The following is a 23,897-nucleotide window of genomic DNA, read 5'->3' on the forward strand; positions in this document are numbered from 1 at the left end:
CACATCGCTGACGACAGGCCTGCAAGGCGGAGGCCAGCCCGAGAGCGATATCGTTACGACTTGTTGTTGCCACTTGGCGCTGGTCTTGCAAGACTTTCCGTAAGCAAATCACTTGGTGGAAGCGTTGGCGCAGCCATGGACTTGAATACCATCACAGCAGTCGCCCATCCGCAAACGCGTGCGCAGCTGCCCGTTTGGACGCCAGGCGATGCTTGGCTCGCGGGCGGCACCTGGCTGTTCTCGGAGCCACAAGTCCACCTGACACGGCTCATCGATCTTACCGATCTGAAATGGCCGGCGTTAACGATGACGGAAAACCACCTCACCATCGCCGCCACCTGCACGATTTCTCAACTTGATGCGCTGGCCTGCCCGGCCGACTGGCTCGCGGCACCACTGATCAGCCAGTGCTGCCGCGCCTTCCTCGCCTCCTTCAAGATCTGGAAGACGGCGACCGTTGGCGGCAATCTCTGCATGTCGCTGCCCGCGGGACCGATGATCTCGCTGATGTCCGCGCTCGACGGCGTCTGCACCATCTGGAAGGCCAGCGGCGGCGAACAGAAGATTTCCGTCGTCGACTTCGTCACCGGTAACCAGCGAAACCGACTGACGTCCGGCGACCTGTTGCGGCAGATCGATATTCCAGTTTCAGCACTGAGGCGACGCTCGGCGTTTCGCCAGATCTCGCTCACGCCGGTCGGCCGCTCTGCGGCGCTTCTGATCGGCAGCCTCGATGCCGGCGGCGCGCTGACGCTGACAATCACCGCATCGACGGTGCGCCCGATCCAACTGTCGTTTCCCGAGCCGCCCGGTGCGAGCGCGCTTCGCGCCGCGCTCTCGGAGCAGATCACGGACGATCTGTATCACACCGACATTCACGGCAAGCCGCTCTGGCGCAAGCACATGACGCAGCGGCTCGCCGAGGAGATCCGCGGCGAATTGCTGGGGATTGTTCAGCCATGAGCTTCGAGATCAACGGCAAGCGGTTTTGGCAAGAGCCGCGCGCGGGCCAGTGCCTGCGTACGTTCCTGCGCGAACTCGGCCATTTCGGCGTGAAGAAGGGCTGCGACGCCGGGGATTGCGGCGCCTGTACCGTGCTGCTCGACGGCGAGCCCGTGCACAGCTGCCTCATCCCAGCCTTCCGCGCCGAAGGCCGCACGGTCACCACGATCGAAGGACTTGGCGGAGATAGCGGCGCGCATCCAATGCAGCAGGCCTTCCTCGACGCGCAGGGCTTTCAGTGCGGCTTCTGTACTGCAGGCATGATCCTCACCTCGGCCTCGCTCAACCAGGCGCAACGCACCGATCTTGGCGGAGCGCTGAAGGGCAACATCTGCCGCTGCACCGGCTATCGTTCGATCGAGGACGCGATCCTCGGCAAGACCAATGTCGAGGAGAGCGTCGAGGCCGGCGCAGCGTTCGGCCGCAGTTTGCCGGCACCCGCAGGCCCCGACATCGTGCGCGGCAAGGCGCAGTACACGTTCGACACCGCAATGGACGGTCTGCTGCACATCAAGCTGCTCCGCTCACCGCACGCCCACGCAAAAGTCATCGGGATCGACAAGTCGGCGGCGCTGGCCGTTCCTGGCGTGCACGCGGTGCTGACGCATGAGGACGCACCATCTAAGCTGTTCTCGACCGCGCGGCACGAGAAGGACTGGATGGACCCCGAAGACACCCGCGTCCTCGACGACGTGGTCCGCTTCACCGGCCAGAAGGTCGCCGCTGTCGTCGCCGAGAGCGAAGGCGCCGCCGAGGAGGCGTGCCGGCGGCTAAAGGTCGAGTACGAGATCCTGCCCGCGCTAGTCGATTCCGAGCAGGCGATGGCGCCAGGGGCGCCCATCATTCATCCTGACCGGACCACCGAGAATCGCGTCGCCGACGCCCGGCGTAATCTCGTCGCAGAGACTCACGGGGAGTTCGGCGATGTCGCGGCCGCGCTCGCCACATCCGCTGTCACCTTTAAGGGCATCTTCCACAGCCATCGCGTGCAGCACGCCGCGCTGGAGACCCATGGCGGCCTGGCCTGGCTCGATGATACTGGCGTGCTCAATGTCCGCTGCTCCACGCAGGTGCCGTTCCTGACCCGGCGCGCGCTGTCGAACATTTTCGCGCTTCCCATGGACAAGGTCCGCGTGTTCTGCGAGCGCGTCGGCGGCGGCTTCGGCGGCAAGCAGGAGATGTTCGTCGAAGACATCCTGGCACTCGCTGCACTCAAGACCGGGCGCCCGGTCAAGCTGGAGTTCACGCGCGAGGAGCAGTTCATCGCGACCTCGACGCGGCACCCGATGCGGGTCCACATCAAGGCCGGCGCCGATGCGGTCGGCAAGCTCACCGCGCTGCAGCTCGACGTGCTCTCCAACACCGGCGCCTATGGCAATCACGCCGGCTCCGTGATGTTCCACGCGTTGTCTGAGTCCATCAGCGTCTATAATTGCCCGAACAAGAAGGTCGATGGCGTCGCGGTCTACACCAACACGGTGCCCGCGGGCGCGTTTCGCGGCTACGGTCTGCCGCAAACCCTGATCGCAGTGGAGGCCGCGATCGACGAATTGGCGAAGCAGCTTGGCATCAGCCCCTACGACATCCGTCGCCGCAACATCGTCAAGCCCGGAGATCCCATGCTGGCGCCGCCGCCGTCCGAATATCACGACGTGCTTTATGGCTCCTACGGCCTCGACCAGTGCCTCGACCTGGTCGAGCGCGCGATGCAGGCCGACGCGCCGCAGCCAGCCCTGTCGCCGGAGTGGCTGATCGGCGAGGGCGTGGCGCTGACCATGATCGATACGGTGCCGCCGGCCGGCCATTTCGCCGATGCGACGATCGCGTTGCGCGACGATGGCGGCTTCGACCTCACCGTCGGCACCGCGGAGTTCGGCAACGGCACCAGCACCGTGCACCGGCAGATCGCGGCGACGACGTTGGCAACCACGGTTGACAGAATCCGCCTGCGCCAATCCGACACCGCCCATGGTGGCCACGATACCGGCGCCTATGGCAGCGCGGGCACTTTCGTTGCCGGCAAGGCGACGCACGAAGCGGCCATGCAGCTTGCGACCAAATTGCGGACCAGCGCCGCCGGCGCCTGGCTGTGCGATGTGGAAACCTGCGTGCTTGATGGCGACTCGGTGGTGAGCGGCGTGCGGCGGATGCCGTTCGCGGAATTGGCAAAGCTCGCGCGCGAGCAGGGCCAACCGCTCGCAGTCAGCGGCAACTCCAGCGGAACGCCGCGATCGGTCGGCTTCAACGTCCAGGGCTTTCGCGTCGCGGTGAACAAAGCCACCGGCGAGATCAAGATTCTCAGGAGCGTGCAGGCCGCTGATGCAGGCGTCGTCGCCAATCCCATGCAGTGCCGCGGCCAGGTCGAAGGCGGCGTGGCGCAGGCGCTTGGCGCGGCGCTCTACGAGGAGATGGTGATCGACGCGACCGGCCGCGTCACCAACCCGAAATTCCGCGACTACCACCTGCCGTCGTACGCAGACGTGCCGCGCACCGAAGTGTTCTTCGCCGAAACATCAGACACGATCGGGCCGCTCGGCGCGAAGTCGATGAGCGAGAGCCCGTACAATCCGGTCGCCGCCGCGCTCGCCAACGCGATTGCCGATGCCACCGGCATCCGCTTCACCGCACCGCCCTTCAAGCCGGATCGGTTGTTTCCGGCCCTGCACGATAAGTTCGGATCCTAACTGCCGCGATAGGTCGAATAGCTCCAGGGCGTGACCAGAAGCGGCACGTGATAGTGGCTTTCCGGCTCGCTGATCGCAAAGCGCAGCGGGATCTCGTCCAGGAACGGCGGGTCGGTGAGCTGCACGTTGCGCTCGACGTAATATCTGGCGACGCTGAATTTGAGCTCGTAACGACCGATCGGCAGCGGCCGGCCGCCGATCAACGGCTGGTCCGTGCGGCCATCCGCGTTGGTCACGGTGCGGGCGATGACGCGGTTCTCGCCGAGAGTCGCGAGCTCGACGAGCTCGACGGCGATGCCCGGCGCCGGCTTGCCGGCGTGATTGTCGAGCACATGTGTCGAGAGCCGGCCATGTACCTTCAGCCTATCCTCGGCGACGACGAGCTGATCGAGCCGCAGAGCCGAGATGCGGCCGATCTCCTCGATCGCGCGGCGCGTCTCGGTCTTGGCGATATTGCGCAACCGCGTTTCGAAATCGCGCAGCACGGAATCCTTGGTGTGACGGCGCACGCAGACGATATAGGGGATGCCGAACTTCTCACGATAGGCATTGTTGACGCGCTCGAATGCGGCGTATTCGGCGTCGGACAGCCGGTCGAGGCCGGCGCTGTTCTGCTCATCGGTCGATTCCGCGGTGAGGCCCGCGGCGCGCTGGGTCTTGTTGGCGAGATCGGGATGCGCCCGGATCAGCGCCAGCTGGAGATCGGGGTCGGCACTCTGGATCGCAGCGATCAGCGCGGCGTGCAATTGATGGAGACTGGCGAACGGCCGCTGTTCGGCGATCCGCTCGGCGATCCACGGCGAGTATTCGACCACATTGGCAAGCGCGGTGACGAAACTGGCCGTATCAGCGGCGTTGAGATCGGCGAGCGAAATCTGCGACATGATCGGCTCACTCGATCTCGAACGCATCGGTCGCAAGATGCGCGAGTTTGTCGTGCCAGTGCTGTGCGATTTGCAACCGCGTCGGCACCCAAACGCGCTCGTGCTTGCCGATGTAATCCAGAAAACGGATCAGCCCCGCAGCGCGGCCGGGCCGCCCGGCGAGACGGCAATGCAGCCCCACCGACATCATCTTCGGCGCGGTCTCGCCTTCGGCATAGAGCACGTCGAAGGCATCCTTCAGATAGGTGAAGAGTTGTTCGCCCTCGGCAAAGCCCTGCGGATTGATAAAACGCATGTCGTTGGCATCAAGCGTATAGGGGATGATCAGTTGCTTGCCGTTCGCGCCCTTGATCCAATAGGGCAGATCGTCGGCATAGGAGTCGCAGAGGTAGCGGAAGCCACCCTCCTCCATCAGGAGACGGTTGGTGTTGATCGAAGAGCGCCCGGTGTACCATCCGAGCGGCCGCGATCCGGTGGCCTCGGTGTGAACGTGGATCGCTTGCGCAATCTCGTCGCGCTCCTGCGCCTCGGTCATATCCTTGTGCTCGATCCATCTCAGGCTATGGCTCGCGATGTCCCAGCCCGCCTCCTTCATCGCCGCGACGATTTCCGGATTGCGCTTCAGCGCAGTCGCGACGCCGAACACGGTGGTCGGCCACTTCCGCTCGCTGAACAGCCGCCACAGCCGCCAGAAGCCGGCGCGCGAGCCATATTCGAACATCGATTCGATGTTGGCATGGCGCTGGCCCGGCCAGGGCTGCGCGCCGAGCACGTCGGACAGGAATGCTTCCGACGCACGGTCGCCGTGCAAAATGTTGTTCTCGCCGCCCTCTTCGAAGTTGATGACGAACTGCACCGCGACCCGCGCATTGTCGGGCCACCGCGGATGCGGCGGGTTACGGCCGTAGCCGCGGAGGTCGCGCGGATAGCGGGCGTCCTGCAAATCAGACTTCCTCGAAGCGGATCGGGAGCGCGCCCTTCCAAAGCACACTCTTGCCGAGCGTCGCCAGATTCTCCAGGCCCGAGGTCAGCGTGATGAAGTGGTTCCCGGCAAGCTGGCCCATCTTGCTTGCGAAATGCACGCCGCCATAGGCGAGCAAAATCTCGGTCTCGCTGATGCCGCCGGGATAGAGGATGATCTGGCCAGGCGCGGGATAGCTGGTGTGGTTCTCGTAGCCGACCCCGAAGTCGAGATCGCCGAGCGGCATCCACACACCCTCGCCACTCCAGCGCACATGGATGATGTGGCTCTCGAACGGCAGCGCCTTGCGGAACGCAGCGACAGTCTTGGGTGCAAGCTGCTCCTCAAAGCGGGCATCGAAGGTGTAGTCGCCGGTGCGGATAACGAGTTTGCTCATCTCATCTCTCTGGATCGGGGGCGGTGGGCCCCACGGGGAACTTTCAAGCAAAGAGCATTCCAGAGCGCTTCGCGCAAGTGGCGCGGCTCATTACCTGCGGTCGTAGGACCAGCCCAGAATGCTGCTACGGCGCACTTCCGGCTCCGGCTCGGCGGCGGGCTGAGGCGCCTCCTTCAGTTCCGCCTGGGGCGGTGGCGCGGGCGGCGCCGGCAGGGTCTCACACCTCATGGAGTAGACCAGCTTGCCATCCGCGGTGCGCCCGATCGGCGCACAGAGGTCGGGATGCGCCGCCGAGGTTTTTGGAGTCAACTTGACCTGCGCCGCGGCCGGCGAGACGATCAGCAGAAGGACCAGCAGATATTTCGACATCACTGTCGCCCAAAGAACCTCAATTGGTCCCATTCAACCGGATTGCGCGGGGCAAGTCCATCGGACCAGCGAGGGCGGTTGCCGAATACTTAGCCGAGATCAAACAATTGGCTCGCCCCATCGTGAGGCTCTGTCGGCACCGGCGGCACGGTAGCATAAGTGGCGGGATGCGTTGGCGTCCCGCCACTGGGTGTCATCACAGGGTACACTCAGCACTCTTCATGAGTGATCAGCGCGCAACAATCAGTATGGCCTGTAGTAGTAGCGCGGACCACCGCTATAGCCATAACCGGGACCGTAATAGGTGGGCGGGCCGCCATAGTAATAGTTGTTGTCGTAGTATTCCTGGCGCCGGCTCTCCGCGATCGCACCTCCGATCAAACCTGCCGCCAGGCCCATGAAAGCGAGGCCCGCGGCATTCGGCCCGCGTCGATAATAGTGGCGACGTCGGGCCGCGCTGAAATCGGTGACGTCGGATGAGCGCTGGCCCGCCATAGCTACCTTTGCGGGGGGCGTCTTGGGCACCGATGACGCGGCAGCCGAGGGGGACACGGGGGCCGCCGCCAGGGCGAGGCTTGCGAATACAGCCAGCAGGCTACTGCGGCCGATCCTCGAATTCACATGTCTATCACTCATCTTGACGTCCTCTGTTCTTGCCCAAAGTAGAGATATGCAACAGCATGCGATGCGCAAACCGCGGAAATGGTCTCAACCGGCACGGACGGCGGCGCACGCCGTCTCGCTTTCAGACCCTTAGGCGCGGTAGCTCCAATATCTCCTGAGCGCATCGCCCACGGCATCGAGATCAAAGCGCTTGTCCGGCGCGAGTTGCTGCGTGATCAGGTTGAACATGTCGTTGAGGATCGAGCGCTTGTCGCCGAAATAGGAATGGCGCAAGCCGACCAGGCTGGTGTCGACCAGCGATGCATCGATCGTATCGACACCGTCGACGACCAGCAACGCTTCGCCAGCCTCCCCCGCCCTTGGATAGCCGTGCATGAATTTCGACGCCAGCAGCGCGACGTCGCGCGACGAGGCATAGAGCGTGAAGCGCGCAGCGCAACCGTTGAACTTCGCAGCGAGCTGGATGAAGCGGTCGCGATCGATGTCGGGCGCGGCAAAGATAACCTGGCCCAGCTTGGCGGCGCCGGCCGGTAGCTGCCAGGAGGTGACGCGTTCGAGCGTATTGATCACGGCGCGGTTGCCCATGCTGTGGGCGATGACGTGAACCTCACGGGCGCCGATTTCGCTCAGCGCAAGCTGGAGAAACGCCTCAAAATGGTCGCGCGACCATTCGATCGTGCTCTCGTCTACGGTGTACTTCTTCGTATCCGCCGCAGAAGCCCAGCTGTAGAGAAGCGTCCTCCCGGCAAATTTCAGGTCGACGGAGATCTGCGCGGCCCGCCGCGCCGCATCCTCGAACGCGACGTTATAGCCGTGCACGAAGATCAGGACGTCGCGCCCGTCCGCAGCGGCGAGCGAGTCCGCGAGGCTCGTGATGAAGACATCCCGGCCAAGCACTCCGACGCTCTTGAGGATCACATGCCTTGCCGGATCGGCGGTAAATTCAAGATGCCACCAGCTCGGCCCGGTTAGTTCGCCGAGGTCGCGTCCGCGCGTGGGCACGCTGACCTCCGCGATCCCGAATGCAAGCCCGCCACGCTCCCCTCGAAAATAGTTCGCCGGCGTGTCGTCGCCCCGGGCGCGATCGGTGCCGTAGAAAACGGGGATCGTGACGATGCCGGTCGCCTCGTCCGCGCTCGGCCGAACGATCTCCGAGACCAAGGGCGGGGACGCGCGGCCACGGCGGACGACGAATTCCCGGGCGGGAGCCGGTTCCGGCAGGGTGCGCCGAACGAGTTCTGCGGCCGGCTCTTCGGCAAGCAGCCGCTGAACCAGTGCGTCGAGCGCGCGGCGGAGCTCGTTGGGATCATCGCCATCGTTGGCGCGCCCGGCGAGCTCCAACAATTCGTCGCGATAGGGCGGCCATCTGCCGCCGAGCAAATGCTCCATTTGCGGCCCGAGCTCGAGCAAGGCAAGCAACAGGCGAAGCGTGTCGGACATCGCACGGCCCTTGTCGCTGAGGGTGGCCAAATCGGCCGCCCGTTCGTCTCTCTAGCCTAGAGGTTGTGGATGATGCGACAAGGCCGTCGCGCGTGCAAGCCTCGCTTTGCCGGTCCCCCCCTTTACGACAGCGCCCCCAGCACGCCGCGCGTGGCCTTGTCGATCTCCTCGACATAGCGGCGGCGGGCGGTGGTCTCGGTCAGGAAACCGACGACCTTGCGGCTGTCGGTGGAATCCACCACGGCCAGCATCTCGGCCTCCGCTTCGTCGAACACCGCCATGGCCGACTTTACGTTCATTTCCGGGATGAGCACGATGTCCGTCAGGCGCGCGAGCTCGATGACTTGGATCTCGTCGGCGATGCTATCGAGATCGCTGGTGAACAGGTCGGGCAGCAAGACGAGGCCGACATATTCGTCCGCATTGTTGACGATGACGATGCCGGGCCGCGATCCCAGCGGAAATTCGTTCCGGACGGCGGCAATCGTCGTGGTCGACGGCACCTTGCCGACGTCGGAGCGCATCAGCCGCTCGACGGTGAGGTTGCGCAGCCAACCGACATCGTTGGCGCTGCGGATGGTCTCGCCGCGCAGATGCAGGCGCCAGGTCGAGAACGAATGTCCGAACATGAAGCGGACGCAGATCGAGGTGACGATGCAGCCGGCGAGCACCACGGCGGTGACGTCGACATTGCGGGTCATTTCGAGCACGAGGAACGACATGGTCAAGGGACCGCCGACGATGGCGACGCCCAGCGTCGCCATGCCGGTCAGCATCGCGACCAGCGGATCGATCACGAAGTTCGGGCTGATGAGCAGAAGGACGGCCGCAAAGAACTTTCCGATCAGGCTGCCGACGAATAGCGAGGCAAAGAACAGACCGCCGCGAAAGCCCGAGGCAAGCGAGATCAGGCAGGCCGTCACCTTCAGGGCGATGATGATTGCGATCAGGCCGATGGTCATCTCGTGAAACAGATCGAGCACCATGGCGCCGTGGCCGGCCGCGAGCACCTGCGGCGTGACGATGGCAAAGCCGCCGACGACGAGACCGCCGATCACCGGTCGCAGCCAGACCGGCAACCAGGCGAACAGGCGCTCGAAGGTCGAAGACGAGCGCATCACGGCGATGCCGACGCCGCTGGTGACAAGCGCAAGCCCGATCAGCGCCAGATATTGCTCGATGCCGACCGCGCTCACCTTGGGTATTTCAATGGAGTACGGCGCGCCGCCGAGCCATTGCGCGGTCAGCGCGCCGGCGAGCGAAGCCGCCAGGATCGGCGCGGCGCTGCCGACCGAATAGACGCCGACGATGAGTTCGCAGGCGTAGAAAGCGCCGGTGATCGGCGCGCCGAACGCTGCCGCAATCGCCGCAGCAGCGCCGCAGCCGACGATCAGGCGAAGATCGTTGCGGCGCAGATTGAAGAACTTGCCGAGCAGTGAGGCGATGCCGGAGCCGATCTGGGTGTACCCAGCCTCGAGACCGACCGAGGCGCCACAGCCGTTCGAGATCAGCGTCTGGCTCGACACCACGACGCTGTCGCGCATGGAGAGATTGCCGCCGCGCAGCGCATTGGCCTCGATCGGGTCGACGGCGCTGGATATCTTCAGCCGCCGCCGCCACCATTCCATGATGCCGAGTGCCAACCCGCCGAGCGCGGGTGCAAGCAGCGCCGCCCAAGGACTGACACGTGCGTTGGCGGACAGGCGGACGTCGACGGGAATGCCGTAGATCACCATATGAGCAATCTGCGCGATCTCGGCCATCAGGGTCACGATGGCGCCGGCCAGCGTGCCGATCACCAGCGCCAGCGGGATCAGGTAGAACTCGTTGCTGCGCAACAGCGCACGCAGCCGAACCATGAGGCGGTTGGATCCCTTGCGATCGGCGATATGTCTGATCCGCGCGAACACCGCCTGCCCTAACCTTCCGACATGCCGTAGCCGGCCATGCGCTGGTTGATGCCGAGCGCATTCATGCGGTGGCAGGCGTCGATGATGGCCTGTCTCTTGTCGAGTTCGTCAGCTGTCGTCGACATTCGATTTCCCGGCGATGGGCCTTGTGAGAGCGGGAGTACGTCAAAGCAATATGGCAGCGCAAGAGAAAGCGGACCGGATCGCGCACCCGCATCGGCGGCGGCACCACCAGATCACGAGATATACCGTAAAATCGACAAATTAACAGATTGTCGCAGCCTTATGACAGGCTTGTCCGGACAGCAGCAATTCCGTTGATTACGAGATGCACGGAATAGGCAGCGAGCAGCATCCCGAGCACGCGCGACAGCACCGCATTGCCGGTGCGCCCGAGCGTGCGCGCGATCAGGCCCGCAGAGACAAAGCAGAGCAGGCACACGAAAACAACGACCAAGATGATGATCGCGAGCCTTGCCCCATAACCGGCATCACCTGTCAGCAGCAGCGTGGTCGCGATCGCGCCGGGGCTGGCCATCATCGGTATGGCCAGCGGAAACACCGCGACATCGGAGGCATGCTCCGAGGTCGTCTTGTTGGTCCAACTTGGATACCACAACAAAATTAAGGTCCGCGGTCGGAAAAAAACCAAGCAGCTCAACATTGAAGCAACCATTCCCCCACACTGCCGTTTCACTCGGCAGCAGCTTCAAACAGAAGCAGACGAGACAATTGCACGAGCTCCGTCCCAGAATTGATGCGCACGATCCCATTGCCGGCAGCCGCTGGGCGCTTCGATTAGGAACAAACGTCAGAGAACTCAAGGCCGCGATTCATCAAGTCGGCAACGCGGCGGATGCCGTGGCCTACGGACTTCAACAGTGGCGGCTCAACTCCTCCCATGGTCAGTGGAAAGCTCGCAGCGGCGCGCCGCAGGTTGGGCTTCTCTCCGATTCAATGATTGCGTGCGGCGAGCTGCTCTCGTCCGTTGCCATGATTTGCGTCAACGCCATCGGCCTGGTCACAGGTGCCGTTCCGCGGGTCCTGCCCGCGGCTCCCGAAGCAGATCTGGAGGCCGATCTCGACGGTCTTGACGGCCTCTTTGTCGGCGGCGGGCAGACCAATGTTCACCCGTCCCGCTATGGCCAAATGGCCGACCAGGCGCTCGACGGCCCGTTTGATGAATTCCGCGACGAGGTCGCTCTTCGCCTGATTCCGCGCGCGCTGGCGCGCGGCATCCCCACCCTGTTCGTCTGCCGCGGACTGCAGGAGCCCAGCAGCAGCGCATGACGCGCAAGCGCCGCTACAGCAAGGTCATCAGCGACCTCGGAATGGTCGGGCTCGGCAATCCCATCAGCGGCCTGCACGTTCACGTCGAGGTGCCCGAGCCAGACCAGCGCGTCGAGATCATGCACCGCCTGGTGCCGTTCCTGCCGCTGCTGCTGGCGCGGTCGACTTCGTCGCCGTTCTGGTGCGGTTACCAACCGGATTGCTGGGCTACCGCAACGCCGCGAACGACGCCCTGCCGCGGACCGGCTTCCCGGAGATGTTTCGCAACCTTGCCGAATACGAGACCTATGTGAGGACATTGGTCGACGCGGGCATCGTTCCCAACGCCACCTATGTCTGGTGGGCGCTGCGGCCTTCGCTCCAGCATCCGACCCTCGAGCTTCGTATCACCGATTGCTGCACGTCGATCGCCGACACGGTGGCGATCGCGGCGGTGTATCGCGCGCTGGTCAGACACGTCGTGCACCACCCGGATCTGAACGCCACCTATTCGGCCGTGCACCGCGCGCTGATCGAGGAAAACCGCTGGCGCGCCCAGCGTTACGGGACGGACGGAACGTATATCGATCTGGCGTCGTTCGAGCCGGTCTCGTTCAGGAGCTAGCTTGAGGCGGTGATCGCGATGCTTGCGCCCGACATCGCGCATCTCGGCATCGAGGACGATGTTCAGCACCTCAAGGCCATCCCGAAACGCGGCACTTCGGCGCATCTTCAGCTCGAGTATTTCCGGGGCCTGAGAAAGTTCGGCCGCTCGCCGCGTGAGGCGATCGGTGACGGGACGAAGTGGCTGCGCACCTCGACCGAGGCCGGCGATTTCGCCGCCCGGGCCGCCGAGCCGAAGGGCACGCCGTCGGCCGCCCCTGCCAGATCTGGGCTGTTGCAGCCACCTGCGTCGAGGCGAGCGTGCGCTTCCGATCGCGTCACAAGAGAACGGCAGGACCAGGAAGACCCGACGAACGGTTAGCTGGCCGGCGGCCCTGTTGCAAAATGGGAACCATTGGCCTCGCCAAGTCTTGATCGCCCGAGGGAAGGCCGGGCCTTCCCGTTCACCTCGACAGGAGGATCCATGGCCAAACGAGCAAAGAAACGCACCACAAAGAAGCGCGCAGGACGCCGCACGCGTCAGGCGCCGAAGCTGCTGAGCGACCTGTTTCTGGAAACGCTGAAGGACATCTATTTCGCCGAGAACAAGATCATCAAGACGCTGCCTAAGATGGCCAAGGCCGCACATTCGAAGGACCTCGCGGCCGCCTTCAACAAGCATCTGCGCGAGACGCAGGGTCAGGTCAAACGGCTGGACCAGATTTTCAAGATGTTGGGCAAGCCGGCCCGCGGCAAGCCTTGCGAAGCGATCAACGGCATCACCGATGAGGGTGCCGAGATCATGAAGGACTTCAAGAACGCCCCCGCCCTCGACGCCGGCCTGCTCGCGGCGGCCCAGGCCGTCGAGCACTACGAGATCTCCCGGTACGGCACTCTGCGCACCTGGGCCGAGGAGCTCGGCATGCCGGACGCCGCAAGGCTGCTCCAGGCAACGCTGGACGAGGAAGAAGCGACCGATCACACCCTGACCGAGCTCGCTACCTCGGTGATCAACCTCGAAGCGGAAGAGGAATACCGCGAAGCGGCCTGAGCCACCGCGCGGCCGAATTGGTTACCAACGGCGCCACGGACACTCCGTGGCGCCGAAACGTCTGATGACAAGGGGCGCCCGCCGGCAGTTGGGTCAGCCATGCTCCAAACGCGCGCTGCTGGATTTCCGGGGAACCATCCCCATATGCCTTTTTTCCAATCGCAGCGCCCTCCCCCGAGTTATGCCATGCAACCCAAAAATCCCCTCGACTGGATGCTGTCCGAAGCCCTCGAGTCGCTGACCCGCGCCGAACGGATGCGCCAGCAGTTCGGCCGCCAGGAAGCCTGCTGGGAGCCTCCGATCGACGTGCTCGAGACCGAGCATGAGCTTTTGATTCTCGTCGCGCTGCCAGGCGTCAATCCCGACAACGTCGAGACGGTGATCCATGACGGTGTGCTCGTCATCTCCGGCCAGCGCACGCTTCCGTCGGAGCTTCGCAATGCCCGCATCCACCGGCTGGAGCTGCCGCAGGGGCGTTTTGAGCGCCGCATTGCATTGCCCCTTGGGCGCTACGCCATCAGCCGTTTCGTGATGGACGGCTGCGTCGCACTGCGCCTCGCCAAATCCTGAGGTCGATCATGGCCACCGAACAGATGAACACCGCACAGATCAATTCCCAAAACAACTCCGACGTGAAGATTCCCGAAGACGCGCTGATCATCGTTCCCGTGCGCGAGATGGTGCTATTCCCCGGCGCCATCGCGCCGATCGCGATCGCGCGGCCGAAGTCGATCGCCGCCGCACAGCAGGCGCTACGGGAGCAGCGGCCGATCGGCGTCGTCCTGCAACGCAGCCCCGCGACCGAAGAGCCGGGGCCCGACGACCTTTATCGGGTCGCAACCATCGCCAACATCGTGCGCTATATCACCGCACCCGATGGCACCCATCACATCGTCTGCCAGGGCGTGCAGCGTGCCCGCATCCTCGACTTCCTGCCCGGGACGCCGTTCCCGGCCGCGCGGATTCAGCAGATTCCGGAGCCGACCACGATCTCGCCCGAGATCGAGGCGCGCGCTCTGAATTTGCAGCGCCAGGCGATCGAGGCGGTCGAGTTGCTGCCGCAGGCGCCGCCGGAGCTGGTCGCGATGTTCCAGAGCACCAGTGCGCCCGGCGCGCTGGCGGATCTGGCGACCTCGTTCATGGACATCAAGCCGCAGGACAAGCAGGAGGTCCTGGAGACCATCGACCTCTCCCTGCGCGTCGAGAAGGTGTCGAAGCATCTGGCCGAGCGGCTGGAGGTGCTGCGCATCTCCAACGAGATCGGCCAGCAGACCCGCGCCAGCTTCGACGAGCGGCAGCGCGAGGCGATCCTGCGCGAGCAGATGGCGACAATCCAGCGCCAGCTCGGCGAAAGCGACGGCAAGGCAGCCGAGGTCGCCGAGCTGACCGCCGCCATCGCCCAGGCCAACATGCCGCCGGAGGCGGACGCGCATGCGAAAAAGGAGCTGCGCCGCTACGAGCGCATGCCGGAGGCTGCTGGCGAAGCAGGCATGGTCCGCACTTATCTCGACTGGCTGATCGAGCTGCCCTGGGCCCTGCCCGAGGAGAAGCCGATCGACATCAAGGAGGCGCGCCGCATCCTGGATGCCGACCATTTCGGCCTGGAGAAGATCAAGAGCCGGATCATCGAATATCTGGCGGTGCGCAAGCTCGCCCCGCAGGGCAAGGCGCCGATCCTGTGCTTCGTCGGTCCGCCCGGCGTCGGCAAGACCTCGCTCGGACAATCCATCGCGCGCGCGATGGATCGCCCCTTCGTGCGTGTCAGCCTGGGCGGCCTGCATGACGAGGCTGAGATCCGCGGTCACCGGCGCACCTATATCGGCGCGCTGCCCGGCAACATCATCCAGGGCATCAAGAAGGCAGGCGCGCGGAACTGCGTGATGATGCTGGACGAGATCGACAAGATGGGCCGCGGCGTGCAGGGCGATCCCTCGGCTGCGATGCTGGAGGTGCTCGACCCCGAGCAGAACGGGACGTTCCGGGACAATTACCTCGGCGTGCCCTTCGACCTGTCGCGCGTGGTGTTCATCGCGACCGCCAACATGCTGGACCAGATTCCCGGTCCGCTGTTGGATCGCATGGAGCTGATCAGCCTGGCCGGCTACACTCAGGAGGAGAAGCTCGAGATCGCGCAACGCTATCTGGTGCGCCGGCAGCTCGAGGCCAACGGCCTGAGCGCCGAGCAAGCCGAGATCGAACCGGAAGCACTGAAGCTGGTCGTGAAGGGCTACACAAGGGAAGCCGGGGTGCGTAACCTGGAGCGTGAGATCGGAAAACTGTTCCGGCACGCAGCGGTGCAGGTCGCGGAGGGCACGGCCACGAAGGTCGTGGTCGGCCCGAAGGACATCGCCACCGTGCTCGGCCAGCCGCGCTTCGAGGGCGAGATCGCGCAGCGCACCAGCGTTCCCGGCGTGGCCACCGGCCTTGCCTGGACGCCGGTCGGCGGCGACATCCTGTTCATCGAGGCAACGCGGGTGCCCGGCAGGGGCAATTTAATCCTGACCGGCCAGCTCGGCGACGTCATGCGCGAGAGCGTGCAGGCGGCACTGACCCTGGTGAAGAGCAGAGCCTCGCAGATCGGCATCGAACCGTCGCTGTTCGAGAAGAGCGACATCCACGTTCACGTGCCGGCGGGCGCAACCCCCAAGGACGGGCCGAGCGCCGGGGTAGCGATGTTCACGGCGCTGACCTCACTGCTCACCAATCGCACGGTGCGCAGCGACACCGCGATGACCGGCGAGATCTCGCTGCGCGGGCTGGTGCTGCCGGTCGGCGGCATCAAGGAGAAAGTGGTGGCGGCTGCCGCCGCCGGACTGAAGCGCGTGATGCTGCCTGCGCGCAATAGGCGGGATTACGACGACATCCCGAAGAGCGCGCGGGACGACCTCGAATTCATCTGGCTCGAGCGCGTCGACGAGGCCATCGCCGCGGTGCTCGAGCCAGCCGAGGCCAAGGTCGAAGCGGCGGAGTAAGGCAATGAGCGGATTGTTGGAACGAGCGACGAAATCGCGGAGAGCGCAGCGGCTACGGCAGTTGCTCGATCGCGCGATCGATCGGGTTCGCGAGGCGCTGGCGGCACCTGGGCCGCGGCTTCGGCCGATTCCCGTGCGGGTGAAGCGCCGCAACGGCTGATCCCCTCAGCATCAGCCCTTGCGGTCACAACACAAAAGGCCCCCTCTTCTGGAGGGGGCCTTTGCTTATCAGGCCACAGCGTCCTTGGCGGCCTTGACCGGGCGGGCGCGGACGATCTTCCGGGCCGGCTTGGCCTTGAACATCATCTCTTCACCCGTGAACGGGTTGGTGCCCTTGCGCGCCTTGGTCGCGGGCTTCTTGATGACCACGAACTTGGCGAAGCCCGGCACCAGGAACAGGCCGTTCTTCTTGAGCTCCTTGTGGCCGACGTCGGTCAGCGTCTCCATGACGCTCTTGACGTCGCGCTTGGAAAGCTCGGTGACGGTCGAAATCTTTTCGATCAGCTGCGATTTGGACATTTGGGTTGGCATCGTGTCTCCTCTGATTCGTTGCCGGTTGCATACTAGACCAACCGTTGAAGGCTCTACTGCCTTCTGCACAGTTTTGTCGCGTTTTACGGGCTTTTCTGGCCCCCTCCGGCAAAAAACCCTGCATTTTAGCCGCTTCCTGGGCGGAAGGAGCCTCCGGCAGCGGTTTTTGCCTTGTTTCAAAGGCCCGCAAGCAGCCTTGCTAAAGCTGATTCGCTGCTTTCGACAAGCGACGACCGGCCTCTTTGTGCAAGGCCGGTCGCGATTCACCCCGAAAAATAAGGCCTGGATCCGCTCGATAAGGATCGCTGCGGCGTCGGCGCAGACGCCCTGATGCGGCACCCTCTTTGCAAAAAACTCAAAAACAACCCCATGCACAGTAGAAATGCAGGCCCCGGGATGGCGCCTCGCCCGCCTGCGAAGCGATTGACTCGTCGGGCAAAACAGGAGCAGTAGTTGATCATGGCCCGGTTCGTCCGCGAGAGCAGTGACAGACGGACTGGTGGATAGAGCTCCTCACCCCGCCCTCTCCCGTAAGAATGCTGCGAGGGAGAGCTAAGCTCCCGCCGCGTTGTTCGCGATCACGTTGCGATAAAAGCTGGCGCTGAGTTTTGCCGTGCGCACCTGCGTTTCGAAATTGACGTGATAGAGCCCGAAGCGCTTGTTGAGCCCGAACACCCACTCGAAATTGTCCATCAGACTCCAGAGGAAGTAGCCGCGCACCGGAACGCCTTCGACGGTGGCGCGCTGGAGCTGGGCGAGATAATTGCGCAGGTACATGATGCGATCGGTGTCGTAGATCTTGCCGTCGGGCGTGACCTGGTCCTCGCCGGAGGTGCCGTTCTCGCTGATATAGATCGCGTCCGTCTTCCAGATATTTGCGGCGAGCTTCGGCACCCAATAGATCGTCTCGGGGCCGACGCGCAGCCAGTCCGAATTCATGTGCGGAAATGATTTCGGGATCGGCAGCGGCGCAAAACCCGCGCCCTGGTCGGACGGCACGATGTAGTGCTGCGGCGCGTAGATGTTGAGGCCGAGGAAATCGACCGGGGAGGAGATGATCTTCAATTCCGCGTCGGTGTATTTCGGCGCGTCGCGGCCGGCGAACTTCAGGAAGGCGTCGGTATAGCGACCCTCCATGATGACGTTGAGATATCCCGCATTCAGCTCGCGCAGCGCGATTGCGGCGGCGCGGACATGGTCGGGCGTATCGATCGCGGGAATGCAGGCATCGATGTTCTCGGCCGGGCCGACGCGGGTGCCTTGGCGGCCATGGGCACGCACTGCCTGCACCGCGAGCCCGTGCGCAAGCGCGCTGTTGTGCCTGACCTGGTTGACCTCGGCCTGCGGCAACATCAGGCCCGGCGCGTCGATGCCGATGCCATAGCCGAAATAGACGAAGCGGCCGCTCTCGTTCAGCGTGAACACGTTCCTGACGCGGTCGGTCAGGTGCTCGGCAACATAGGCCGCGTAGTCGCCAAAAATCTTGCAGGTCTCGGTGGAGCGCCAGCCGCCAAAACGGTCCTGAAGCGATTGCGGGAGGTCCCAATGGTAGAGCGTCAGCCACGGCTCGATGCCGTTCTTCAGGAGTTCGTCGACGAGGCGGTTGTAGAAATCAAGCCCCTTCGGATTCGGTTTGCCGTCGCCGTCCGGAAACACGCGCGGCCAGGCCACCGAAAAGCGATAGGCCTTGCAGCCGAGCTCCTTGATGAGCGCGATGTCCTCCTTGTAGCGGTGATAGTGCTCGTTGGCGCGGTCGCCATTGGTGCCGTCCTCGATCTTGCCGGGGATGCGGACGAACTTGTCCCAGATCGAGGCGCCACGCCCGTCCTCGTTGACCGCGCCCTCGACCTGGTAGGACGAGGTGGCGGTGCCCCAGAGAAAACCTGGCGGAAAGCTGCCGGCACGGCCCGGCGTCGAAGCCGGCTGGGCCCTGACCTCCAGCGGACTTGCCATCCCGGCAGCCGACAGCCCCGCGAGCTTCGCGAACTGGCGCCGCGAGATCTTGTCCGACATCGATGCTGCTCCGCTTTGGGCGCTGTTGCGGTCGCACAATGGCGGGTCACAAGCGATTTGAAAAGCGTGGACGACGGAGCCAGCTTCAAGATCGAACCGGTTGCCCGATTCCCAGCAGATTACCTTCGCTGTCGCGGAACCACGCGCCCCGCTCGCCGATACCTTTGCTGGCGTAATTGCCGGCAATCTCCGCAATCCCGCCAACGGTCTTCAAGCCGGGGAAGTCATATTCCTCGAACGCGACCCCTCGTAGGCGAAGCTCGCGCACGGTGGCCTCGATGTCCTCGACTTCCCAACCCATCTGCGTCTGCGTCCCGGATTGCGTTCCGGCCGAGACGAAGATCGCAAACTCGCCAGCGGCACAGACGTAGCGGAGCCCACCCTCGCGCTGCTCGACCGGCTCGAGCCCGAGTTTCTCGGAATAGAACGCCCGCGCCCGATCAAGGTCTTTTGCTGGAAGCCGGGTTGCCACTTTCGCGTTCGCTAGCATGCCGTCGCTCCTTTCCTGGTCTCAATCTCGGTCCGTTCCGCTGCGATTATCCGAGGCCGATTGACGCATGGCAGTTCCGATTGACGTGGGTCAATACCAGTGGAGCGATCCGGAGTATGAAAGATTCTTGGCTCAAATCAGTTGGTAGTGATGCTCGTCTCAAGGATGAAGCGCTCTCCGCACCAAATGCGGATGCTGCGTCCAATTTTGCTTGTGCTCTCGCTTGCCGTCCTGCCCAACGTTGCGACGGCCGATGAGGACGTCAAGCTCACGGCGACACAGGCTCAGAACCTGGGCGTCCGCATGGCCCATCCGATCTCGAGCCGGACCGATCAAACACTGCCCTATCCAGCACAGATCGTCATTCCGACGGCGCAATTGTGGGTCGTGAGCGCTCCGGTCGCCGGCATGGTCACCAATCTGGCGGCGGCGCGCGGCGATCGAGTCACCGCGGGTCAACCGCTCGTGACCCTGCAGAGCCCAAGCTTTGTCACATTGCAACGCGACTACCTGCAGGCAATCGCTCAGGAGGTTCTTGCCGATCAGCAGCTCAAGCGGAACGCCGACTTGTTCGACGGCAAGGCAGTACCGCAACGTGTGCTGGAGGCGAGTCAGACGGAGGCTCGCCAGGCCGGCACCATCCTCGCCGAACGACGACAAATGCTTCATCTGAGCGGCATGTCGGACGACGGGATCTCTCGTCTAATCAACGATGCAGCGATCAGCGCAACGCTCACCGTCAGCGCGCCACAGGCCGCATCCGTCGTCGATATCGCTGTTTCGCCCGGTCAGCGCCTGGAGCAGGCCGCGTCTCTGGTAAAACTTGCGCGGCTGTCACCGCTATGGGCCGAGATTGCGATCCCGGCAACCAGTATCCGAGCCATTCGGCCCGGCGCCAAGGTCGACGTCGAGGGTTACGATGCGTCAGGCCGCGTGATCCTGGTATCCGAGACGGCCGACGCGGCAACGCAGACTATTCTCGTGCGCGCGGAGATCCCGAATGAGAATGGCGGCTTGCGTCCCGGTCAGACTGCGGCGGCGCGCGTCAGCTTTCTCTCCGCGGACGAGAGCGCCTGGGAAATTCCCTATAGCGGACTCGTTCGCCGCGGCGAGCAGGCGTCTGTTTTCGTCGCCATCGATGGCGGCTTTCGTCTGGTGCCCGTGACGTTGCTCGCGGAAGACCAGGACCACGTCGTGATCTCCGGGCCGATCGCCGAGAAGGATCAGATCGCAATCGCCGGCATCTCTGCGCTTCGGGGCATTCTCTTGCGGCTCGGGGCGGGACAGTAATGCTGCCACGGCTGGTCGCATTTGCGTTGTCACAGCGGTTGTTCGTCGCCTTGAGCGTGCTCTTGCTGGTCGGCGCGGCCGCGGCTTTTCTTCCAAGCCTGCCGATCGACGCCTTTCCCGACGTTTCTCCGGTCCAGGTGAAGATCATCATGAAGGCACCTGGCCTCACCCCTGAGGAGGTCGAGCAGCGCATTACAGTTCCGATCGAACTGGAATTGCTTGGACTGCCCAACAAGAAGATTCTTCGCACTACGACCAAATATGCCCTGGCCGATGTGACCGTGGATTTCGAGGACGGCACCGACATCTACTGGGCGCGCAGTCAAGTGTCGGAGCGACTTTCGAATGTTTCGCGCGATTTTCCCGAGGGGGTGAGCGGCGGATTGGCGCCGATCACGAGCCCGCTCGGTGAGATGTTCATGTTCACGATCGACAGCCCGGAACTCTCGCTCGCGGAGCGGCGAACCTTGCTCGATTGGGTGATCCGCCCCGCGCTGCGTACGGTCCCCGGCGTCGCCGACGTCAACGCGCTCGGCGGCTATGTCCGAGCCTTCGAGATTGTCCCCCGCGACGCCGCGCTTGCGGCCCGCGGGATCTCCTCCGAGCTATTTCGTCGCGCCATCGAGGCCAACAGCCGCAACGATGGTGCCGGACGCGTGAACCAGGGGGAGGACAGCTCGCTGGTGCGGATCGAAGGCAGCATCCGTACAATTGATGACATCAGGGCCATCGTCGTCGACACGCGCGACGGCGTTCCGATCCGTGTGAACGACGTCGCCCGGGTCAAGGTCGGCGCCCTGAGCCGCTACGGCGCGGTCACCTCCGACGGCCGTGGCGAAACGGTCGAGGGGCTCGTGCTCGGGCTGCGCGGCGCCAATGCCGGCCAACTCGTCCGCGATGTCCGCCTGCGACTTGAGGCACTACAGCCCTCTCTGCCGAAGAGCGTCTCGATCAATGTGTTCTATGACCGGAGCCGGCTGGTCGGACGTGCCGTCGGGACCGTCGTACGTGCACTCGGCGAAGCCACCGTGCTCGTCGTCGTCCTCCTGTTGCTGTTCCTCGGCAATTGGCGCGCCTCCCTCGTCATCGCGCTCAGCCTGCCGCTAGCGATCGTCATGGCGCTCCTCGTCATGCGCGCCGTTGGCATGTCGGCCAATCTGATGAGCCTCGGCGGGCTCGCGATCGCGATCGGCATGCTCATCGACGCTCTCGTGGTCGTGGTCGAAAATATCGTCGGCAATCTCGCCAAGCACGAGCCGGGAAAAACAACTCCACTGATCCACATTGTGTTCCGATCCGTTTGCGAGGTGCTGCAACCGGTCGCGTCCGGTGTCCTGATCATCATCATCGTGTTCGTGCCTCTGCTGACGCTACAAGGACTTGAGGGAAAGCTTTTCATCCCTGTCGCGCTCGCCATCATCTTTGCGCTCGCCAGCTCGTTGCTGCTGGCGCTCACGGTCATTCCGGTTGCGACCTCGTTTTTGCTCAAATCTACGGCCCATGGCGATCCGCTACTCATCCGCATCGCGCTAAGGGTCTATGAGCCCGCCCTCGATTGGTCACTGAGGAACGAGCGCAAGGTCGTTGTCGCGGCTGTGCTGGGGCTCGCCGCCGCCGGTTACGCCTATACGCAGCTTGGCAAGACGTTCATGCCGACCATGGATGAAGGCGACGTCATCGTCAGCGTGGAAACTCTGCCGTCTGTCAATCTCGACGAATCCATTGCCGTCAACGCCAGACTCCAGTCGGCCCTTATGAAGGTGCCGGACGTCACTGGAATAGTCGCCCGAACCGGTTCTGATGAGCTCGGTCTTGATCCGATGGGTCCGAACCAGACCGATACGTTCCTGGTGCTCAAGCCTGTCGAGCAGAGGCAAGCCCGAGACCGCTCGGCCCTTCTGCAAGAGCTGCGCGATGTGCTCGCAGATTTTCCTGGCTTGTCGCTCAGCTTCACGCAGCCGATCGACATGCGCGTGCAGGAGATGATCAGTGGCGTGCGCGGCGACGTCGCGGTCAAGATCTTCGGCACTGACATTGGCCAGCTTAACGAGATTGCGGCAAAATTGTCCGCCATTGTCTCGGGCATTGAGGGGGCCGAAGATGTGTACACGACGCTCAACGAGGGCGCCCAATACTACACTGTGGCCGTGAACCGGATGGAGGCCGGCCGACTTGGCCTGACGGTGGATTCCATTGCCAACACGCTCCGTACCCAGATCGAGGGACGAACCATCGGCACCGCGCTCGAGGATGGTCGCCGTACGCCGATCCTGGTCCGCGGCGGCGAGACGACACGGGAGGCTCCGACGCTGCTTGCAAGCCTGCCGCTGACGTTGTCGTCCGGGCAACATGTTGCGCTGTCGCAGGTCGCCCGAATCCAGCGCGTCGACGGTCCCGTGAAGATCGACCGCGAGGACGGCAACCGGATGAGCGTCGTCAGGGCCAACGTCCGCGGCCGCGATATGGTCGGGTTTGTCCAGGCGGCCCAACAGAAGGTCGCGACCGAGCTTCCGCTGCCGAAAGGCTATCGGTTGAGCTGGGGCGGACAGTTCGAGAACCAGCAGCGTGCCGCCGCCCGGCTGTCGATCGTGGTGCCCATCGCGATTGGCCTGATCTTCGTGCTGCTGTTCACCACGTTCGGTTCCGTGCGGCAGGCTTTGTTGGTGCTTGTGAACATCCCTTTCGCCTTGATCGGTGGCGTATTCGCCCTGGTGTCGACCGGGGAATACCTGTCGGTCCCGGCTTCCGTTGGTTTCATTGCTCTCCTCGGGATCGCGGTCCTGAACGGCGTAGTGCTGGTCTCTTACTTCAATCAGTTGCGCGCGCATGGCCTTGCCGAGGAGCGTATCGTTGTCGAGGGTGCCAAGCGGCGGCTCCGGCCAGTGCTGATGACAGCCAGCATCACCGCGCTGGGACTGATCCCACTGCTGTTTGCTTCCGGGCCCGGATCCGAGATCCAGCGCCCGCTCGCCATTGTGGTGATCGGTGGCTTGCTATCATCGACGGTGCTGACCCTGATCCTGCTGCCGATCCTCTACCAGCGGTTCGGCGGCGCCGCGAAGGTGGCGAAATGAAAAACGACACGGTTTGCCTCACCCTGATCGCTGCGCGCAATCTTCGCGACGAACTGTTCGACTATCTGAGCGAACAGGGAGATCTGGTGTCCGGCTTCAATGCTTCGGACGCTGCCGGACACGGGGCCAACGTGCTGCTGCAAACCCCCAGCGAACGCGTCAAGGGACACGCGGACCAGGTGCTGGTCCGGATTATCCTGCAACGCGCCAGTGCCGAACGTTTGCTCGAGCGGGTTCGAGTTTCATTCGCCGGCACCAACGTCGTATATTGGGTAACGCCGGTGACTGATTTCGGCACCATTGCCTGACCGCCGCACCGTGCCTGTCACGCGA

General features: G+C 63.9%; 21 protein-coding genes and 3 pseudogenes. 12 read left to right on the forward strand and 12 right to left on the reverse strand.

Features of this window, described 5'->3' with window-relative positions:
- Positions 1-135 precede the first annotated feature (135 nt).
- Positions 136-963 carry an FAD binding domain-containing protein gene (locus tag AC0L2O_RS11185; RefSeq protein WP_473369753.1) on the forward strand — a complete coding sequence of 276 codons (828 nt, stop codon included), beginning with the start codon at positions 136-138 and terminating at the stop codon, positions 961-963.
- On the forward strand, positions 960-3,686 hold the full coding sequence (locus AC0L2O_RS11190) for a molybdopterin-dependent oxidoreductase (protein WP_473369754.1): 2,727 nt from the start codon (positions 960-962) through the stop codon (positions 3,684-3,686). The genes AC0L2O_RS11185 and AC0L2O_RS11190 overlap by 4 nt, the downstream gene beginning before the upstream one ends.
- Here AC0L2O_RS11190 and uraD read toward each other — a convergent pair.
- The 9 genes and pseudogenes from uraD to AC0L2O_RS11235 form a co-directional block, all read right to left on the reverse strand.
- Positions 3,683-4,570, reverse strand: a complete 888-nt coding sequence (gene uraD / locus AC0L2O_RS11195) for a 2-oxo-4-hydroxy-4-carboxy-5-ureidoimidazoline decarboxylase (protein ID WP_473369755.1) — start codon at positions 4,568-4,570, stop codon at positions 3,683-3,685. The two genes, AC0L2O_RS11190 and uraD, sit on opposite strands and share 4 nt — an antisense overlap.
- A 7-nt stretch (positions 4,571-4,577) precedes the next feature.
- Positions 4,578-5,513 carry an allantoinase PuuE gene (puuE, locus tag AC0L2O_RS11200; RefSeq protein WP_473369756.1) on the reverse strand — a complete coding sequence of 312 codons (936 nt, stop codon included), beginning with the start codon at positions 5,511-5,513 and terminating at the stop codon, positions 4,578-4,580.
- 1 nt (position 5,514) lies between these two features.
- Complete coding sequence (locus tag AC0L2O_RS11205) at positions 5,515-5,928, reverse strand: DUF3830 family protein (RefSeq protein WP_369722358.1); 414 nt, start codon at positions 5,926-5,928, stop codon at positions 5,515-5,517.
- 90 nt (positions 5,929-6,018) lie between these two features.
- Entirely contained in the window at positions 6,019-6,297 is a 279-nt protein-coding gene (locus AC0L2O_RS11210) for a hypothetical protein (RefSeq protein WP_473369757.1), read from the reverse strand.
- Between the two features lie 243 nt (positions 6,298-6,540).
- Positions 6,541-6,933: a hypothetical protein gene (locus AC0L2O_RS11215; protein WP_473369758.1), complete on the reverse strand. Its 393-nt coding sequence runs from the start codon at positions 6,931-6,933 to the stop codon at positions 6,541-6,543.
- A gap of 117 nt (positions 6,934-7,050) precedes the next feature.
- Complete coding sequence (locus AC0L2O_RS11220; RefSeq protein ID WP_369722354.1) at positions 7,051-8,391, reverse strand: alpha/beta hydrolase; 1,341 nt, start codon at positions 8,389-8,391, stop codon at positions 7,051-7,053.
- Between the two features lie 92 nt (positions 8,392-8,483).
- Positions 8,484-10,271 (reverse strand): chloride channel protein, encoded by a 1,788-nt coding sequence (locus AC0L2O_RS11225; RefSeq protein WP_369722352.1) that lies wholly within the window; start codon positions 10,269-10,271, stop codon positions 8,484-8,486.
- A 29-nt stretch (positions 10,272-10,300) separates the two neighbouring features.
- Positions 10,301-10,396: pseudogene (locus tag AC0L2O_RS11230) on the reverse strand (class II aldolase); the annotation flags it as partial.
- 158 nt (positions 10,397-10,554) lie between these two features.
- Positions 10,555-10,869, reverse strand: a pseudogene (locus AC0L2O_RS11235) (MarC family protein); the annotation flags it as partial.
- A gap of 65 nt (positions 10,870-10,934) precedes the next feature.
- Here AC0L2O_RS11235 and AC0L2O_RS11240 point away from each other — a divergent pair.
- The 7 genes and pseudogenes from AC0L2O_RS11240 to AC0L2O_RS11270 all read left to right on the forward strand — a co-directional run bounded on the left by AC0L2O_RS11240 (position 10,935) and on the right by AC0L2O_RS11270 (position 16,326).
- On the forward strand, positions 10,935-11,561 hold the full coding sequence (locus AC0L2O_RS11240; protein ID WP_473369759.1) for a gamma-glutamyl-gamma-aminobutyrate hydrolase family protein: 627 nt from the start codon (positions 10,935-10,937) through the stop codon (positions 11,559-11,561).
- Positions 11,558-12,165 (forward strand): annotated as a pseudogene (locus AC0L2O_RS11245) (YbdK family carboxylate-amine ligase). Before AC0L2O_RS11240 ends, AC0L2O_RS11245 begins: the two are co-directional and overlap by 4 nt.
- A 9-nt stretch (positions 12,166-12,174) precedes the next feature.
- On the forward strand, positions 12,175-12,525 hold the full coding sequence (locus AC0L2O_RS11250; protein WP_473369760.1) for a hypothetical protein: 351 nt from the start codon (positions 12,175-12,177) through the stop codon (positions 12,523-12,525).
- Positions 12,526-12,627: 102 nt separating this feature from the next.
- Complete coding sequence (locus AC0L2O_RS11255; protein ID WP_473369761.1) at positions 12,628-13,194, forward strand: YciE/YciF ferroxidase family protein; 567 nt, start codon at positions 12,628-12,630, stop codon at positions 13,192-13,194.
- 186 nt (positions 13,195-13,380) lie between these two features.
- Positions 13,381-13,764 carry an Hsp20/alpha crystallin family protein gene (locus AC0L2O_RS11260; protein ID WP_473369762.1) on the forward strand — a complete coding sequence of 128 codons (384 nt, stop codon included), beginning with the start codon at positions 13,381-13,383 and terminating at the stop codon, positions 13,762-13,764.
- A gap of 8 nt (positions 13,765-13,772) precedes the next feature.
- Entirely contained in the window at positions 13,773-16,166 is a 2,394-nt protein-coding gene (gene lon / locus AC0L2O_RS11265; RefSeq protein WP_473369763.1) for an endopeptidase La, read from the forward strand.
- 4 nt (positions 16,167-16,170) lie between these two features.
- Positions 16,171-16,326 (forward strand): hypothetical protein, encoded by a 156-nt coding sequence (locus tag AC0L2O_RS11270; RefSeq protein ID WP_473369764.1) that lies wholly within the window; start codon positions 16,171-16,173, stop codon positions 16,324-16,326.
- Between the two features lie 68 nt (positions 16,327-16,394).
- Here the strand turns inward: AC0L2O_RS11270 and AC0L2O_RS11275 are convergent, their stop codons facing one another.
- From AC0L2O_RS11275 to AC0L2O_RS11285, 3 genes are all read right to left on the reverse strand, one after another.
- On the reverse strand, positions 16,395-16,697 hold the full coding sequence (locus AC0L2O_RS11275) for an HU family DNA-binding protein (RefSeq protein ID WP_369722343.1): 303 nt from the start codon (positions 16,695-16,697) through the stop codon (positions 16,395-16,397).
- A gap of 552 nt (positions 16,698-17,249) precedes the next feature.
- Positions 17,250-18,710, reverse strand: a complete 1,461-nt coding sequence (locus AC0L2O_RS11280; protein ID WP_473369765.1) for a GH1 family beta-glucosidase — start codon at positions 18,708-18,710, stop codon at positions 17,250-17,252.
- Positions 18,711-18,795: 85 nt separating this feature from the next.
- Entirely contained in the window at positions 18,796-19,200 is a 405-nt protein-coding gene (locus AC0L2O_RS11285; RefSeq protein ID WP_473369766.1) for a VOC family protein, read from the reverse strand.
- 192 nt (positions 19,201-19,392) lie between these two features.
- On the opposite strand from AC0L2O_RS11285, the gene AC0L2O_RS11290 reads away from it, so the two are divergent.
- The 3 genes from AC0L2O_RS11290 to AC0L2O_RS11300 are packed head-to-tail and all read left to right on the forward strand — an operon-like array spanning position 19,393 to position 23,872.
- Entirely contained in the window at positions 19,393-20,490 is a 1,098-nt protein-coding gene (locus AC0L2O_RS11290) for an efflux RND transporter periplasmic adaptor subunit (protein WP_473369767.1), read from the forward strand.
- Positions 20,490-23,564, forward strand: coding sequence for an efflux RND transporter permease subunit (locus AC0L2O_RS11295; RefSeq protein ID WP_473369768.1), 3,075 nt, complete (start codon positions 20,490-20,492; stop codon positions 23,562-23,564). The genes AC0L2O_RS11290 and AC0L2O_RS11295 overlap by 1 nt, the downstream gene beginning before the upstream one ends.
- On the forward strand, positions 23,561-23,872 hold the full coding sequence (locus AC0L2O_RS11300; RefSeq protein WP_409187787.1) for a DUF3240 family protein: 312 nt from the start codon (positions 23,561-23,563) through the stop codon (positions 23,870-23,872). The genes AC0L2O_RS11295 and AC0L2O_RS11300 overlap by 4 nt, the downstream gene beginning before the upstream one ends.
- Positions 23,873-23,897: the final 25 nt, after the last annotated feature.

Source organism: Bradyrhizobium sp. Kon10, from assembly GCF_055807395.1.

Bases quoted from the DNA above. Each gene is read 5' to 3' on its own strand.
- AC0L2O_RS11185 (WP_473369753.1), top strand. From the start codon at position 136: ATGGACTTGAATACCATCACAGCAGTCGCCCATCCGCAAACGCGTGCG.
- AC0L2O_RS11190 (WP_473369754.1), top strand. From the start codon at position 960: ATGAGCTTCGAGATCAACGGCAAGCGGTTTTGGCAAGAGCCGCGCGCG.
- uraD (WP_473369755.1), bottom strand. From the start codon at position 4,570: ATGTCGCAGATTTCGCTCGCCGATCTCAACGCCGCTGATACGGCCAGT.
- AC0L2O_RS11205 (WP_369722358.1), bottom strand. From the start codon at position 5,928: ATGAGCAAACTCGTTATCCGCACCGGCGACTACACCTTCGATGCCCGC.
- AC0L2O_RS11210 (WP_473369757.1), bottom strand. From the start codon at position 6,297: ATGTCGAAATATCTGCTGGTCCTTCTGCTGATCGTCTCGCCGGCCGCG.
- AC0L2O_RS11215 (WP_473369758.1), bottom strand. From the start codon at position 6,933: ATGAGTGATAGACATGTGAATTCGAGGATCGGCCGCAGTAGCCTGCTG.
- AC0L2O_RS11255 (WP_473369761.1), top strand. From the start codon at position 12,628: ATGGCCAAACGAGCAAAGAAACGCACCACAAAGAAGCGCGCAGGACGC.
- AC0L2O_RS11260 (WP_473369762.1), top strand. From the start codon at position 13,381: ATGCAACCCAAAAATCCCCTCGACTGGATGCTGTCCGAAGCCCTCGAG.
- lon (WP_473369763.1), top strand. From the start codon at position 13,773: ATGGCCACCGAACAGATGAACACCGCACAGATCAATTCCCAAAACAAC.
- AC0L2O_RS11270 (WP_473369764.1), top strand. From the start codon at position 16,171: ATGAGCGGATTGTTGGAACGAGCGACGAAATCGCGGAGAGCGCAGCGG.
- AC0L2O_RS11275 (WP_369722343.1), bottom strand. From the start codon at position 16,697: ATGCCAACCCAAATGTCCAAATCGCAGCTGATCGAAAAGATTTCGACC.
- AC0L2O_RS11280 (WP_473369765.1), bottom strand. From the start codon at position 18,710: ATGTCGGACAAGATCTCGCGGCGCCAGTTCGCGAAGCTCGCGGGGCTG.
- AC0L2O_RS11285 (WP_473369766.1), bottom strand. From the start codon at position 19,200: ATGCTAGCGAACGCGAAAGTGGCAACCCGGCTTCCAGCAAAAGACCTT.
- AC0L2O_RS11290 (WP_473369767.1), top strand. From the start codon at position 19,393: ATGCTGCGTCCAATTTTGCTTGTGCTCTCGCTTGCCGTCCTGCCCAAC.
- AC0L2O_RS11295 (WP_473369768.1), top strand. From the start codon at position 20,490: ATGCTGCCACGGCTGGTCGCATTTGCGTTGTCACAGCGGTTGTTCGTC.
- AC0L2O_RS11300 (WP_409187787.1), top strand. From the start codon at position 23,561: ATGAAAAACGACACGGTTTGCCTCACCCTGATCGCTGCGCGCAATCTT.